Below are 14,687 nucleotides of genomic sequence, written 5' to 3' on the forward strand. Positions count from 1 at the left end.
TGTTCCCCAATATCACTTAATGATATATACTTACCTGATGGAATATGATATTGATTATCAATATCAATTATTGAGTGATGTATACATTGGAAAAAGTGAAACGAGGGGCGCGTATAGATGCAAGAGAAAGAAGCGACACAAGGATTTACACCGGAGATGATTGATACAATGGCCAGTATCTGGACACGTTCGATCATTACATTAATAGATGTACGCTTACAGAATATAGCGTCACAATACCCGTTGGAGCATTACAAAATGCCTAGTAGCATGTTTATCTATGCATATGGGGGAGAAGCGCAAATTCAACTGAATGAAACTACATTTGCAATGGAACGTTTCGGTTTAGTTCACGGCGGGAAGGGGAGCCTGCTCAGTATTACGCCTAAAGGGGAGATTGTGAAAACCTTTATGGTGTTTTATAGAGCAGAATCACCTCTCTTTTTCAAGAAACATCTGCAGCAATTACTAGAGCAAGTAAATCCATTTGTTCAACAGTTTGGTTATACGCCAAGTAATCCCATCTTGCTACGCGATTGGTTCCAACGGCTGATGAATGGCTGGAAACGTGGCAAAGCGATGGATCAGCTACAGGCCAAAAGTTTTCTATATCAATTGATTCATGAGGTGTTCAGGGATTTGGAGGGTGGTGAGATTCGGTATCTCCAGCCAGATCCAGCCTGTTCTGCCAAGGTATATCTCGATAAACATTACAGGGAGCCGATCATGTTTCAGCAAATTGCTGATATGTTTGGGATCAGTGGTGGACAATTGACGCGGTTGTTCAAAAAAAGGGAAGGGATGAACTTACAGGAGTATCTCATTCAGAGAAGGATTGAAGCAGCCTGTCATGACTTGAAACATACAGAGGCGACGGTTAAAGAAATCGCAACTGGAGCTGGTTTCACAGATGAGAAAAACCTGTTCCGCATGTTTAAGAAGCATTACAAGATGACGCCAAGTGATTATCGGAAAATAAACGCACTATCCATGCAGGTTGATGGTATTGATAATGATTCTCATCTCCCTTACGATGAGAGGGAACTAGCGAGTCTAGTCAAGTCTTATAGAGATGGGGAATCAATGATGTTTGGAACATTAAGAAGTAAAGAAATGATTTTGGCGGCGGCGATAAGCATGATGCTGTTATTAACGGCATGTACGTCAGAGACGCCAGCGAATAATGGGGGAACGGCAAATACAACACCTGCGCAGACACAGCAAACGACACAACAGGAAGGGTCGGAGACAAAAGCTTCAGAAGCAGTCTCGCAGACCAGAACGATATCCACAGTTAAGGGTGATGTTGAGGTACCTAACAACCCTCAGCGAGTTGTAGTTGATTATTTGGTTGGTGATGTGGTAGCCCTAGGTGTAACTCCTTTAGGTGTGGCTAGAGCTGCACGGGGAGAGACAGAGCCTGTTTATGCTAACCAGATTACAGACTCCATAAAAGTAGCCATGGAGCCGGAAGATATCATGACGCTTGAGCCGGATCTTATCATTTTGGCATGGAGTGATGAGTCGTATGATGATTTATCCAAAATTGCCCCGACCATTTATGTTCCCTATGGTGATATGACTACAGAAGAGCGGATACAATTTATTAGCGATGTTTTGAACAAACAGGAAGAGGCTAAGGATGTTTTGAATGCGTATAACGGAAAAATCGAAGAAGCAAAGTTAGCCTTTCAGAATGCGGGCCTATCCGATGTAACGATTACGGTTGGAGAATTCAGTGATAAAAGTAACTACATAGCTGGAGCCAAGCATGCCGTTGGCGAGCTTGTTTATGATGAACTTCAATTGCAGGCACCTTCAAAAGTCCAAACGGATATTATCGATGCAGATAAATATTGGGGCGATGTCTCCATGGAAGTATTACCCGCTTACTCTGGGGATTATATGATCTTCTTAGGAGATGGAAAAGTTGCTGCTGATAATGCAGTGTGGAACTCCATACCTGCTGTGCAACATGATCGGATCGTGAAGGTGGATTCTTCGCTATCTTGGTCTACGGACGTAATGACTTCCAGTGCATTGATTGATTATATTGTTAGTCAATTGCTGGCATTAGCTAAATAAGAGTTGGAACGAAGTTTTAATTGAGAACTCCAAATTTTCAAACATGACCAGTCGAATTTATGGACGTTAATATCCATATGCGTTTGGATTGTAAATAGGTGATGAAAGGGAAACGAGATGAAAAGCAAGCCTGAACAAAAACGCCGTGGGGCGATGAACTTCACCATGTACATGCTAGTAGGGCTTGGATTAACGGTTCTCATGTCGGCGGCATCTATTATGTTTGGTGCTGCTGATATGAGGTTAGCGACGGTATGGGAGGCTATTTTCCGATTTGATCCAATGCGCACTGAACATCAAATTATTCAAACCATGCGTCTTCCGCGTACCGTAGCTGATCTGATCGTTGGGTGCAGCCTTGCGGTATGTGGCGCTATCATGCAGGGGACAACGCGCAATCCGCTGGCCGACTCCGGGCTCATGGGGATTAGCTCTGGCGCAGCATTTGCAATTGCACTTTGCCTGGCCTTTCTGCCGGGTTATTCGTATTGGCAGATGATGTTGTTTGCATGTCTGGGAGCAGCGATCGCTACCGGTATGACTTACTTTACCGCATCACTGGGCAATCGTGGAATGACGCCTCAGCGACTTGTACTGGCAGGTCTGTCTATTTCAATGTTGTTTGGCGCACTCAGTCAGTACTTGGCGATCAATTATGATTTGGGGCGAGCGTTGACATTCTGGACGGCGGGTAGCACAGCGGGGGTCAAATGGGGAGAATTGCTGATTATCTCACCGCTCTTTGTTGGTGGTATACTGCTGTCCCTAGCGCTGTCCCCTTCCGTTACATTGCTCAGTTTGGGAGATGATGTGGCAAGTGGACTCGGCATTCGTAGCGGACTGGTCAAGATTTTGTCGACAATTATTGTACTTGTGCTGACTGGATTGGCTGTTGTTGTGGTTGGCCCGGTTGGTTTTGTGGGTCTGATCACTCCGCATATTGTGCGATATATGGTAGGTGTCGACTATCGATACATTATTCCGGCAGCTGCGTTATATGGTGCGTTGCTGACCGTATCGGCCGATTTGGCTGGACGTTTGATCAATAAACCGTTTGAAACGCCGATTGCCATTATATTTTCTATCATTGGTGTGCCGTATTTTCTCTTCTTGGCTCGAAGACAAAGGAGGGAATACGAATGATCAAGCGGCGTTATACGATGAAACGAGGCATTATCATCAATGTAGTGCTTATGGTGCTCATCCTTGTGTTTGCGATCATTAGCATGAATTCTGGCAAAATGAATCTTTCACCGCTGGAAGTGCTGAACGTTCTCATAGGAAACGGTACCGATAAGCAAAATCTGATTGTGTTTGATTTTCGTTTGCCACGAATTGTACTTTCGATTTTGGTAGGTCTGGGAATGGGAGCGGCGGGGGTCGTGATGCAGAGTTTGCTGCGTAATGACATGGCTAGTCCGGGGACACTGGGAATTAGTTCGGGATCGGGTTTGTTTGTCCTGTTCTTCGTTGTATTCTTTGCATCCACAGGCAAGAGTTCCTTCATTGCTCTGCCTCTGTTGGCTTTTGTTGGCGGACTATTGGCGGCGGGTTTGATCTTCTTATTATCGTATCGCCGCGGACGAGACATCTCACCAATCGGTTTGATTTTGACCGGGGTCGCGCTAGGAAGCGGATATGGGGCGCTGACGACCTTCTTGACACTGAAGCTGGATGATTCACAGATGAACTTCATGCTGTATTGGCTGGCGGGGAGCCTATGGGGCGATGATTGGGGCTATATTTCCATACTGACACCATGGGTCTTGATCTTACTCGGCTATATTTTTTACAAGGCTCGCATACTGAATGCCCTCCATCTGGGCAATCAGACAGCACAGGGGCTTGGTGTTTCCGTGAAACGACAGTTCTTGGGGTTGTCAATCGCTGCTGTTGCTTTATCCTCTGGAAGTGTGGCCGTGGGAGGCAGCTTCTTTTTCGTTGGATTGATCGCTCCGCATATGGCCAGAAAACTGGTCGGTCCCGATCACAAATTGCTCATTCCGGCTGCCAGCTTGGCCGGAGGACTAGTCGTGGTGTTGGCAGACACGATTACGCGCACGGTTAGCCTCGCAGGAGATGTGCCGACAGGAATCGTAATTACAGTCATTAGTGTTCCGTATTTTCTTTATTTACTAGCAAAAGCCAAATAACACAATCAATGATATAGTCTGAATTTTTTGTGGAAAACGGCTTGGCAGGACTGTGCGCTGCATTTTAAAGCAGAATGCACGATATCAAAAGTTCAAACATCGAAGTTACGCTGTGTTACCGTTATGCTTCTTAAGCAATAGCTATAGAAAAAGATGCCATTACGAGGATATCGTATTGGCATCTTTTGATTTTTTCTCATTATTTGATAGTCAAGTGGATTACTAGGAAATTACTGGGGATTATATGGCAGGTTCATCCGATAGCTGGAACCGGGAAACGAAATACCAGATGAGCTCGCGACGTGAGGATACCTTAGTTTTGGCAAAAATGGATTTTAAATGATCCTGAACCGTGTAGACAGAAATATGCATCGCAGCAGCAATTTCCTTGGACGAATAACTGCGGAGCACATATCCGAGCAGTTCCCGCTCTCGACTGGATAATCCATGGCTTTCAGCGAGCAAGGGCAGTAAATCCTGTGGCATCGCCTGCTCCAAACGGATAGCAATCTGATCCGGCCCTGTAAGCTGTTGCATAATACTGGCATGAAGTATGAGGTAACGCCCATCCGGAAGTTGGATACAAACTTTGGAGGGTGAGTCGGTTGCAATCTGAGCACCCACGACCAGTTCTGCCCGATTCTTGCGCTGCAAGTGGGAACTCACTGCACGTACCGGACGGGGCAGAATGTCTGGCCCTACATGTTCCAGCATGCGCAATTGGGACAGCCAATATTGAGCGGAGGCGTTCAGGGATAAGAGCTGGAACGTGTCTGAGGTGATCAAAATTCCGGGTTCCTCGGGACTTTCACTCGTGATCTCATCGATCAGTGTCAAGCTCGTGGACCGCAGCATCGATGCAATAGAAGCGGTCCAGGACTGAATCATCATCCGCTCCTCTTCTGTAAAGACAGCACATTCTGTCTTACGATATAGGGTCAGATATCCCCAGCAAGCGTCTCCATTGACCAATACAGCACGTAGTTCATCACCGAACCCCGCTGGCTGAAGAATGTTGATATAACGTGGGCTTTGTTCAGGCTGTGCGTTTACGGATGTGTGGAGTGTAGCTGTATGTTCACCGCTGCGAACTAATTCAGCGTATTTATGTATATCTTCTTCCATATATTCATTGATGAATAACCGATCATGAATGGCCTCAATGCCATCTTCTGTCACAGCTCCTGTGGAGAGAAGAGTCAGAGGATCAACGGTAGTGAAACAGTATGCGTCGTAAGGTATAACCGTATGGATCTGCTTGAGAACAGCTTCCCGATAGGTACGTGAGGTCCAGGTTCCTTTTTCAAGAGAAGTGATAAGTCTGTGGTTCCGATCAATACGTGATGTCAACAAGATTACTCCTCTCTCTGTGCGCATATCCCAATGTTCTGGGATTGTAGGCTCGCCGTATCCTTCTATAATGAAATTAGACGAACAACGAGTCAAGTCTAACTTCAATTCAAGAGGAGTGCGGTGTCCATGAATCACAATCTATCACCGATGAGCTGGGAAACAGCAGATGTTCATCGTTACGAACAATCGATAGCCCTGAAAATTCCGGGTTATTCTCATATGCATGATCTAATGGAACGGCTGCTTGCAGCATCTTTTGCGAATAACAACGATATTCATATCCTTGTTGCCGGAGCGGGAGGGGGAAAAGAGATTGCTCTGCTCGGATCACGTCATGCCGGTTGGACATTGACTGGAGTAGATCCTTCACAGCCCATGCTGCAACTTGCTGAGAAACGAGTCGCGGAAGCAGGCATCGGTTCCAGAGTGAAGCTGCAACCTGTCACGGTTGAAGAATTGCCGGAGGATATTGTATATGATGGGGCGACAAGCATGCTCATGTTACATTTCCTTCAGGGTATGGAGGCCAAGAGAACGTTTCTGACCAGCCTCGCAACGAGACTTAAACCGGGTGCACCACTGATCATTGCGGCTGTGAATGCCGATCTTCGTTCACCTGCACATCCAATCATGATGCAAGCTTGGAAGGATCACATGTTGAGTGTGGGCGTCCTTCCTGAAGAGTGGGAGCGCTTTGCTGCTTCCCTGGGCCGTGAATCCGATCCAATATCCTCTGAAGAGATGACTCAGCTACTGACCGAATGCGGTTTCTCACATATTACACGTTACTTCGGGGCGTTCTGGGTGGAGGGGTATTATGCAATTCGAAACTAACGTGAAGCCTATGAAAGATCAGATCTGGGTGGTTGGCGGTTATGGTCAAGTGGGGCAGATGATATGTACTCAACTTGGGAAATTGTTCCCGGGTAAAGTATGGGCTGCGGGTACACGCATGAACCGTGCGGAAGAATTCAGCAGGTCTACTGGTGGTGCTGTGCTGCCACTTCAACTGGATGTAACACGACCTGTAGAGCCATCCATGTTAAGGCCTGTGAAGCTGGTCATTATGTGTGTGGATCAGAGCGATACACGGTTTGTTGAAGCTTGCGCACAAGCCGGAACGGATTATATTGATATTTCTGCAAAATATGATTTTCTCGCTCAGGTTGAACAGCTGCACACCAAAATGCAACGTTCCCAATCGACCGCGATCCTCAGCGTTGGCTTATCACCCGGAGTGACTAATTTGCTTGTACGCGAAGCGACCATGCATATGGATCAGGTGGAGGAAGCAGACATTACCGTCATGCTGGGACTTGGTGAGAAGCACGGAAAAGCTGCCGTGGAGTGGACCGTTGATCAGATGAATGCCACTTACCAAGTGATGCAAAAGGGCAAACCTGCTGAGGTACAAAGTTTCGGTGATGGCAAAAGGATTGATTTTGGAGCAAAACTTGGGCAGCGGAAGGCCTATCGATTTAACTTTTCGGATCAGCATGTGGTTGCTCGGACGTTACGTATTCCAACCGTATCTACCAGACTCTGTCTGGACTCCCGCTGGATCACAGGATCCATGGCGCTTTCCAAAAGTATAGGATTGTTTTCCTTGCTGCGTATCCCGTCTATTCGGAATGGAACGGTTAAGGCATTTGGCCTTATTCCTGGGGGAGAGCCAATGTATGCGGTCAAGGTCGATGCCGCAGGATGGGAAAATGGTGAGCAAATCCGCGTCGAACAACTACTGGTCGGCGCAAAGGAAGCAGATGCAACAGCAGCGGTAGCTGCAGCCGTGGCAGAACGTGTGTATAAAACAGAGTTGCCTCATGGTGTATTTCATATTGAACAGTGTCTCTCTTTGCAGGACATTCAGGATGCACTTCATACGCCACTAAAGGTGACGACCAAGATCACCTAGTTTCATGTTCTTTTGCTGGGAACCTCCGATCTGCTATGATGGAACAATAATCATGGCATGAATGGAGGGAGATCATGAACTGCGTTGCTGTATTACCTTATTACAAAGTGCAGAGAGAAGTGACGGGTCTCGCCCAAGAGATTGAGATGAATGCCCGTTCCATGATTCTGTATTCCGATAAAATCGTGACCAAATACCGCGAGTTCAACATCACGGAAGTGTTTGATATGTCATTTCGCCGTATGGGTGATGAAGGTGGATTTTTCTATCTGCACACAAGCACAGGAGTATATCCCTATATGGTCGAAATCGATCCTAAACCGTTTATACAAAGTTTCAGAAAGATGACGATCCAAAAATTAAAATGACTTGACCTTGCCGTTACGTAAAGGCTTACCCTCGGATATGGAAAGAACGACAACCAATTCAGAGGAGCCGTGAACGTCATGAGTATATTGATTCAGCAAGCTACGATTCTAACGATGAAAGATGCCGATGCCCCCTTTATGGGGGATATTCGTGTTGAGGGAGATCGCATTGTACAGATTGCGAACCACATTCCTCCTCAACCTGAAGATGAGATTATCGATGGCCGCAATAAGGTTGCCATGCCGGGCCTAATCAATGCACACCAACATACACCAATGAGCCTGCTCCGGGGATTCTCGGATGATCTGAAGCTGATGGACTGGCTCGAACGTAAAATGCTGCCTGCCGAAGCACGAATGAACCCGGAAGACATCTATTGGGGTGCCAAGTTATCCATCGCCGAGATGATCCGTTCGGGTACCACTGCTTTTGCGGATATGTATATCCATATGAATGAGATAGCAGAAGCGGTTAAGCAAACAGGTATGCGGGCATCGCTTACACGTGGGATGGTATTCATGGAGGATGATGGGGGACGCAGGTTGCAAGAGGCGATCGATCTTGTGCAACGCTGGTCTGGAGCGGCCGATGGGCGGATTACAACGATGTATGGACCCCACTCACCCTACACTTGTCCCATGGAGCCGCTACGTGAAGTCATTGCTCTGGCTGTCACGGAGGATATTCCGCTACATATTCATCTGGCTGAGACAAAGGAAGAAGTTGTGAAGATTGGTGAGCGCTATGACATGACACCGACAGAGTATCTGGAAGAGGCGGGGATGTTCGAACAGGCACATGTGTTGCTTGCGCATGGTGTACACCTCAATCGCAGGGACATCGGCAGATTGAAGGGCATGCGCGGCGGTGTAGCACACAATCCGGTCAGTAATCTGAAGCTGGGGTGTGGAATTGCTCCAATTACCGAGATGTTGGCTCAGGGAATTAATGTGGGAATCGGAACGGATGGAGCGGGAAGTGCCACAACCGTCGATATGTTCGAGGAGATCAAAGCCGCGACCTGGCTGCAAAAGCTGGATTATGGCGATCCCACTCGCTTGCCAGCCAAGGACGTACTAAGCATGGCTACACGCGGAAGTGCCAGTCTGCTTGGTCTACAGGATGAAGTAGGGATGCTTGAGGTGGGGCGCAAAGCTGATCTGATCCTGATCGATCTGGCGAAACCACATCTTCAACCGGTACATGAGGTGGAATCCTTATTGGCCTACAGTGTAAATGGGGCGGATGTGGACACCACGATCGTGAATGGTCAGATCCTCATGAGAGGCAGAAAGCTGCTCACGATCGATGAGGATGAACTTTACCGTGAGGTGAAGGTTAGAGCCAAACGAATTGTAGAAGGAATTTAATTTTAGCTGAATTTGATCCAAACTGGAAAATGATTTGTGTTCAAAACGCTATGGAGGCATACTCCATGGCGTTTTTTGTCGAATTACAACTGGGAATAGTTCCACGGTCCTGTTCAGAATCGGTTCAGAATGGCTCGTTATACTGAGCATGTAGTTGTTCAAATTTGAAATGTACACGAGGAGGAACATGAATTGAAGGGGAAACAAAACAAAAAACGGCTTAAGCCGATATTGAAAAAAAGCATGTTGACTGCACTCGGGTTGGGCATTGCGTTGCCTATAGGTGGAGCGCTTCCTCAAGCTAACGCAGGAGAAATTGGCCCAGAGATTAACATTTCACGGCCTGTGCTCAACGACGGCATCCATTGGTTAAATTATTCATCGGAACAAAACGATCCTTCTTTTGTGTCCGGTGTACCCATCGAGGTAACGAACAATAGAGTTAGAATTGATTTGAGTACCCATTTACGATCTGATGAGTTTAGTATGCTCACAGCCAACTCAAGTGATAACAGTATAGCTAGGGTGTATGTAGAAACGATAGAAAATGAAAATATATTGGTTGTTATTCCTTACAAGAGCGGCAAAATCAACATCGAATTGAAAGCTCAATATACTGTATCTGATGTACCGGAAACGGTTACGGATAACTTTGAACTTAACATTAGTAAAAAAGGGGATGTAAATGCAGACGGAAAAGTGAATTCTGCGGATGCAGCAGAACTTTTGACTTATCTTCGTAATATGGTCAGTCGCCGCGGTTATTCTTATGTAGAGATGAACCGAATGGACGTGGATCGTAATGCGGAACCCACTTTGGGGGATATGAATGCGTTGTTAAACGGATATGCCAATAAAACACTTGGCGCAAAAAACAATGACTATGTGTTGACCTTTCAACAAGTGGACGATGCACCGTATGTGCTGAATGGTCAATTGAAGAATTACATGGAGAACGCAATTGCCACAGATTATGATTTAATGGATGTTGATGGTGATGTTATTGCTACTCCTTCTTATCAGTGGTATCGCGCAACAGACCCTTCAGGAGAAGATATGGTTCCAATAGAAGGGGAGACACTAGAACAGCATACCGTTACATCTGAGGACGAGGATCATTATCTTGTGCTCGAAGTGACTGCTCATTCCACTTCGGACGCGAATACGAAACCTAGACGAGTATACATTGTTGGAAAAGAAAAAATACAACGCCCTGATTAATTCATATTTCTTAATTTAGATAACGAATAACAATATTTTTTCTATCGTTACCAAACGATCTATCAATTGATACAGACATGGAGGCTAATACATGTTTCAACCGAAAAAGAAACGTCCAAGAATCAGAAGAACAATGTCAGGTCTCATCGCACTGACGCTACTCTCGTCTCTCGTATTCCCGAGTATTGCTGGGGCAGAGCCGGCAGAACCATCACAGGTTCAATTTGCAAATGTAAGTGTACAGGCGGGGCAGACGGTTCATGTCCCTGTTACATTAAAGCAGTCCTATTCTCAGGTTAGCGCTTATAATATGCAGATTGATTATGATACATCTGCACTGGAAGTTATCCGTATCACGCCTAAATCTGTCAGTACCATTAGCACATCCCCAGAAGAAACCGGTACAGGGGACTTCCAGTACGTAATTAATAACGAAGAAGGCTGGGTACGGATCATCTGGGTTGATTTTAATGCAGGTGAACGTCTGATTTCAGACGAACAGCAATTATTTGATATTGAGGTCAAAGCCAAAAGTAATGCTTCTCCTGGAACAAAACAGCTCACTGTGGTACAAAGCGATTCAGAACATTGGCTTTTTACAAATGTAGAACACAATAGTGGTGCTCAGTTGTCCGGTGGAACCATCACAATTACAGCAGCAAACTCAGGTGGCGACAATTCTGGCTCGACACCTACACCGAATCCTGGTAACTCTTCAGGTGGAGGGGGAAGTGTATCTCCAACTACACCCGTGGTTACCCCAGTTCCATCGACTCCGGCGGTAACCAAAGGTGTAGACATCTATGTGAACGGTCAGAAACAGGAACAATCTGCAACGGCCACCACATCAACGGTAAACAATCAGGTTACCACCACGGTTCATGTGGATAATGACAAAGTCATCAATCAGATTGGAAGTGGACTAAAAACGTTACTGTTGCCTATTACAGGTACTGGTAAAGGTGCAGTTGTTGGTGAACTGAACGGCAAGTTGGTCAAAACGATGGAAGGAAGTAATGCCGAAGTTGTCATTCAGACTGATAGCGGTACGTACACACTTCCAGCTAACCAGATTCAAGTGGATCAGATTCTGAACCAATTCGGAAGCACGGTTCCATTGGAAGATATCACATTCCAAATCGCTATTGCGCCTAGTGCCACATCCAAGCAAACAGCAATTCAGGCCGCAGCGGATAAGCTGGAGAACACAACGGTGATCGCAGCTCCGATTGATTTTGAGGTAAAAGCGATCTGGAATGGACAGCAAGTTAATGTAGATCGTTTCAACTCTTATGTAGAGCGCTCCATTACTTTGCCAGAGGGTGTCGATGGTTCAAAGATCACGACAGGGGTTGTGCTTCAGCCAGATGGCAGCCTTCTGCATGTACCGACCAAGGTTATCAAAGGTAACGTGCAAGATTCTGCTATTATTAACAGCTTGACGAACAGTACTTATGCGCTGATCTATCATCCGGCAACATTCAGTGACGTATCAAGTCACTGGAGTCGTGATGACGTACAGGATCTGGCATCCCGTCTGATCGTACAAGGTACTGGTGAGAACGTGTTTGCGCCAGACCGGAGTATTACGCGGGCGGAGTTTACGGCTGTTTTGTTAAGAGGCTTGGGTCTGCACGCACCGCGCAGTGCAGAATCGGCATCGTTCACGGATGTGAAGACAGGCAGCTGGTATGAGGATGAGGTTGAGACGGCAGTGTCCTACGGATTGATCTCAGGTTATACTGACGAGAGCTTCCGTCCGAACAGCGAAATTTCTCGTGCTGAAGCGCTGACCATTGTGTCACGTGCGATGAAACTGGTCGGTCTGGCACAGGCCGACGCGTCAGAGACAACAAGTCTGCTGAGCACATACAGCGATAGCGCTAAAGTACAGGCATGGGCAGCAGAGCCGGTTGCATCGGCGATTAAACAAGAGCTGGTACAAGGTGCTGATGGCAAACTGATGTCAGATGCAGACATTAGTCGTGCACAGTCGGCGGCGATTGTGAAAAGGTTACTTGCAAAAGCTGGACTAATCTAATCAAATTTCTGGACACCTACACTTACTTGAAATGATTTATTTCAAGCAAGCTGTAGGTGTTTTTTTACATATAACTTGTGTTCGAACTTCCTCTTATAGGTACAATGGTCCAGTTCATTATCAGTTCATACTGATTTGTTACAATATGAACATCAAATAGATAGATATTGTGCATGATCAGGAGAGGAAGAGATCCATATGAAAATACTTGAAGTTAAAAATGTGAAGAAATCATACACGTTATATGGAAAAGAAAAAGTTCCGGTACTCCACGGTTTGAATCTGAGTTTTGAGACGGGAGAGTTTGTCTCGATCCTTGGCGAATCTGGGTGCGGTAAGTCGACCCTGATGAATATCATTGGTGGCATGGACTCCGACTATGAAGGGGACGTCCTTGTTCGTGGCAAGAACTTAAGTTCCATGACGGAGAAGGAAATGGATGATTATCGGAAGAATAATATCGGCTTTGTCTTTCAAAATTTCAATCTGATCCCGCATCTGTCTGTCCTCGAAAATGTGACGATTGCGATGCAAATGACAGATACCAATGAGAAGGATCGCAATAAACGTGCAGTTGATATATTAACAGAAGTCGGACTGAAAGATCATCTGAACAAACGTCCCAACCAGTTATCCGGGGGGCAGAAGCAACGGGTTTCCATCGCACGGGCTTTGTCCAACAATCCGGATATTATTCTCGCGGATGAACCGACGGGTGCTCTGGATAGGGAGAACGGAGATCAAATCCTCGCTCTGCTCGATAGCATTGCTAAAAAGGGAATGCTGGTGATTGCCGTAACTCACTCGCAGAAAGTCGCTGACTCCGGTACACGTATTGTGAAGGTTGAAGAGGGGCGCATTAGTGACGATATTCACCTGAAAGATCCTTCTGCGGCTGTTTACGAGAGTGGTCAGGATTCTTCCCGGAGCCTGAGCCTGCTTGCTTCATTCAAGATGGCACTTAAAAATATGAAACTCAACGGCAAGCGTAATGTATTGGTCGCTTTAGGTGGATCTATAGGTATATTAAGTGTACTCCTGATGCTCTCCTTGGGGAATGGAATAACGACGTATATGAATGACGAAATCAATTCAAGTATGGACCCTTTGCTCGTGGATATAACAAAGCCCAGTGAAGAAGCCAAGGACATGCAAGGTCCTGAGGCCTTGATGGCACCTGGTGAACCGTTCACCGAAGCTGATATTGAGACGATTCGCAATTTTCCCAATGTGGATTATGTAGAGACGATCACGACCATTACAGGCAAATCCACGATGGTGAATGAAAAACAAAGTGTAGGACTCACACAGTTAACAACGTTAACGGATGCTTTTGATCCAGCACTGATGACAACTGGTGTTCTGCCGTTAGAAAATCAGATGCTGTTACCTCTCGATACGGCGAAACAATTAAGCGGAAATGACCAAGCTGAATCCATGATCGGCAAGTCCGTGTTTCTATATATCAATGAGATGGATGGCAATAATAAACCAGTGACTTTGGAGAAAGAAGTAACGATCTCAGGGATCTACGAAGCGGCAGATCCGCAATCTCCAATGCAACAATCCCCGGGGTACATTTCATCAGAGACGCTGGAGCAAATGTATACAGACAAGGGAATAACAATCGGGCCGATTCAGGTTAACGCCTATGCAACCGATATGAAATATGTAAATGATATCAATGAAGCTGCTGTTGACGCTGGTTTCGCAGGCTCCCAAATGGCCAAGGTCATGGAGAATATCACGACATATGTAAGTATGGCTTCCATTGTACTCGCGGGTATTGCAGGCATTTCGTTGATCGTATCCGGTATTATGATATTGGTTGTACTCTATATTAGTGTCGTGGAACGGACAAAGGAGATCGGAATTCTCCGGGCGATTGGAGCAAGAAAAAAAGATATCAAGCGAATATTCTTCTCCGAATCTGCCTTATTAGGCGTATTTAGTGGTATTATTGCGGTAATCTTTGCAGTGATCATCAGTTATGTATTAAACATTCTTTTGGACAATGCGTTTGGAGCCAAACTCATTAATCTCTCGGGATATTATATCTTGTTTGGTATCGTGGTAAGTACAGCGATTAGTATTGTTGCGGGTTTGATGCCATCATCAAAAGCGGCGAAGCTGGACCCGATGGAATCCTTACGATACGAATAAAACCAATTGCGGAAAGG

At 46.0% G+C, this 14,687-nt stretch carries 11 protein-coding genes; 10 read left to right on the forward strand and 1 reads right to left on the reverse strand.

The window, feature by feature from the left end:
* Window positions 1-117 precede the first annotated feature (117 nt).
* The 3 genes from MKY66_RS13030 (at window position 118) to MKY66_RS13040 (ending at window position 4,238) form a co-directional block, all read left to right on the forward strand.
* Window positions 118-2,085 (forward strand): AraC family transcriptional regulator, encoded by a 1,968-nt coding sequence (locus tag MKY66_RS13030; RefSeq protein WP_076214670.1) that lies wholly within the window; start codon window positions 118-120, stop codon window positions 2,083-2,085.
* Window positions 2,086-2,202: 117 nt separating this feature from the next.
* Window positions 2,203-3,228, forward strand: coding sequence for an iron ABC transporter permease (locus tag MKY66_RS13035; RefSeq protein WP_076214672.1), 1,026 nt, complete (start codon window positions 2,203-2,205; stop codon window positions 3,226-3,228).
* Entirely contained in the window at window positions 3,225-4,238 is a 1,014-nt protein-coding gene (locus tag MKY66_RS13040; protein ID WP_076214675.1) for an iron ABC transporter permease, read from the forward strand. Before MKY66_RS13035 ends, MKY66_RS13040 begins: the two co-directional genes overlap by 4 nt.
* Before the next feature lie 240 nt (window positions 4,239-4,478).
* On the opposite strand, the gene MKY66_RS13045 is transcribed toward MKY66_RS13040, so the two are convergent.
* Window positions 4,479-5,588, reverse strand: a complete 1,110-nt coding sequence (locus MKY66_RS13045) for a LuxR C-terminal-related transcriptional regulator (protein ID WP_256704306.1) — start codon at window positions 5,586-5,588, stop codon at window positions 4,479-4,481.
* Between the two features lie 129 nt (window positions 5,589-5,717).
* Here MKY66_RS13045 and MKY66_RS13050 point away from each other — a divergent pair, with 129 nt between their 5' ends.
* The 7 genes from MKY66_RS13050 to MKY66_RS13080 all read left to right on the forward strand — a co-directional run bounded on the left by MKY66_RS13050 (window position 5,718) and on the right by MKY66_RS13080 (window position 14,670).
* The gene (locus MKY66_RS13050) at window positions 5,718-6,425 is read left to right on the forward strand and encodes a class I SAM-dependent methyltransferase (protein WP_076214680.1); all 708 of its coding nucleotides are present in this window, start codon (window positions 5,718-5,720) and stop codon (window positions 6,423-6,425) included.
* Window positions 6,409-7,506 (forward strand): saccharopine dehydrogenase NADP-binding domain-containing protein, encoded by a 1,098-nt coding sequence (locus tag MKY66_RS13055; RefSeq protein WP_076214682.1) that lies wholly within the window; start codon window positions 6,409-6,411, stop codon window positions 7,504-7,506. The genes MKY66_RS13050 and MKY66_RS13055 overlap by 17 nt, the downstream gene beginning before the upstream one ends.
* Window positions 7,507-7,580: 74 nt before the next feature.
* Window positions 7,581-7,874 carry a hypothetical protein gene (locus MKY66_RS13060; protein ID WP_076214685.1) on the forward strand — a complete coding sequence of 98 codons (294 nt, stop codon included), beginning with the start codon at window positions 7,581-7,583 and terminating at the stop codon, window positions 7,872-7,874.
* A 78-nt stretch (window positions 7,875-7,952) separates the two neighbouring features.
* Window positions 7,953-9,245: an amidohydrolase gene (locus tag MKY66_RS13065; RefSeq protein WP_076214688.1), complete on the forward strand. Its 1,293-nt coding sequence runs from the start codon at window positions 7,953-7,955 to the stop codon at window positions 9,243-9,245.
* Window positions 9,246-9,437: 192 nt separating this feature from the next.
* Window positions 9,438-10,466 (forward strand): dockerin type I domain-containing protein, encoded by a 1,029-nt coding sequence (locus MKY66_RS13070; protein ID WP_076214690.1) that lies wholly within the window; start codon window positions 9,438-9,440, stop codon window positions 10,464-10,466.
* 91 nt (window positions 10,467-10,557) lie between these two features.
* Complete coding sequence (locus MKY66_RS13075) at window positions 10,558-12,507, forward strand: S-layer homology domain-containing protein (RefSeq protein WP_076214693.1); 1,950 nt, start codon at window positions 10,558-10,560, stop codon at window positions 12,505-12,507.
* 198 nt (window positions 12,508-12,705) lie between these two features.
* A complete protein-coding gene (locus tag MKY66_RS13080) occupies window positions 12,706-14,670 on the forward strand; it encodes an ABC transporter ATP-binding protein/permease (RefSeq protein ID WP_076214695.1) in 1,965 nt (654 codons plus the stop codon).
* The last annotated feature ends 17 nt before the right edge of the window (window positions 14,671-14,687 follow it).

It is taken from the genome of Paenibacillus sp. FSL R5-0766, from assembly GCF_037971845.1.
In the GTDB taxonomy this organism is placed as follows: Bacteria; Bacillota; Bacilli; order Paenibacillales; family Paenibacillaceae; genus Paenibacillus.

Excerpts from the sequence above, each read along its gene's own strand:
- MKY66_RS13040 (WP_076214675.1), top strand. The coding sequence starts at position 3,225 with ATGATCAAGCGGCGTTATACGATGAAACGAGGCATTATCATCAATGTA.
- MKY66_RS13075 (WP_076214693.1), top strand. The coding sequence starts at position 10,558 with ATGTTTCAACCGAAAAAGAAACGTCCAAGAATCAGAAGAACAATGTCA.
- MKY66_RS13030 (WP_076214670.1), top strand. The coding sequence starts at position 118 with ATGCAAGAGAAAGAAGCGACACAAGGATTTACACCGGAGATGATTGAT.
- MKY66_RS13035 (WP_076214672.1), top strand. The coding sequence starts at position 2,203 with ATGAAAAGCAAGCCTGAACAAAAACGCCGTGGGGCGATGAACTTCACC.
- MKY66_RS13080 (WP_076214695.1), top strand. The coding sequence starts at position 12,706 with ATGAAAATACTTGAAGTTAAAAATGTGAAGAAATCATACACGTTATAT.
- MKY66_RS13065 (WP_076214688.1), top strand. The coding sequence starts at position 7,953 with ATGAGTATATTGATTCAGCAAGCTACGATTCTAACGATGAAAGATGCC.
- MKY66_RS13060 (WP_076214685.1), top strand. The coding sequence starts at position 7,581 with ATGAACTGCGTTGCTGTATTACCTTATTACAAAGTGCAGAGAGAAGTG.
- MKY66_RS13050 (WP_076214680.1), top strand. The coding sequence starts at position 5,718 with ATGAATCACAATCTATCACCGATGAGCTGGGAAACAGCAGATGTTCAT.
- MKY66_RS13055 (WP_076214682.1), top strand. The coding sequence starts at position 6,409 with ATGCAATTCGAAACTAACGTGAAGCCTATGAAAGATCAGATCTGGGTG.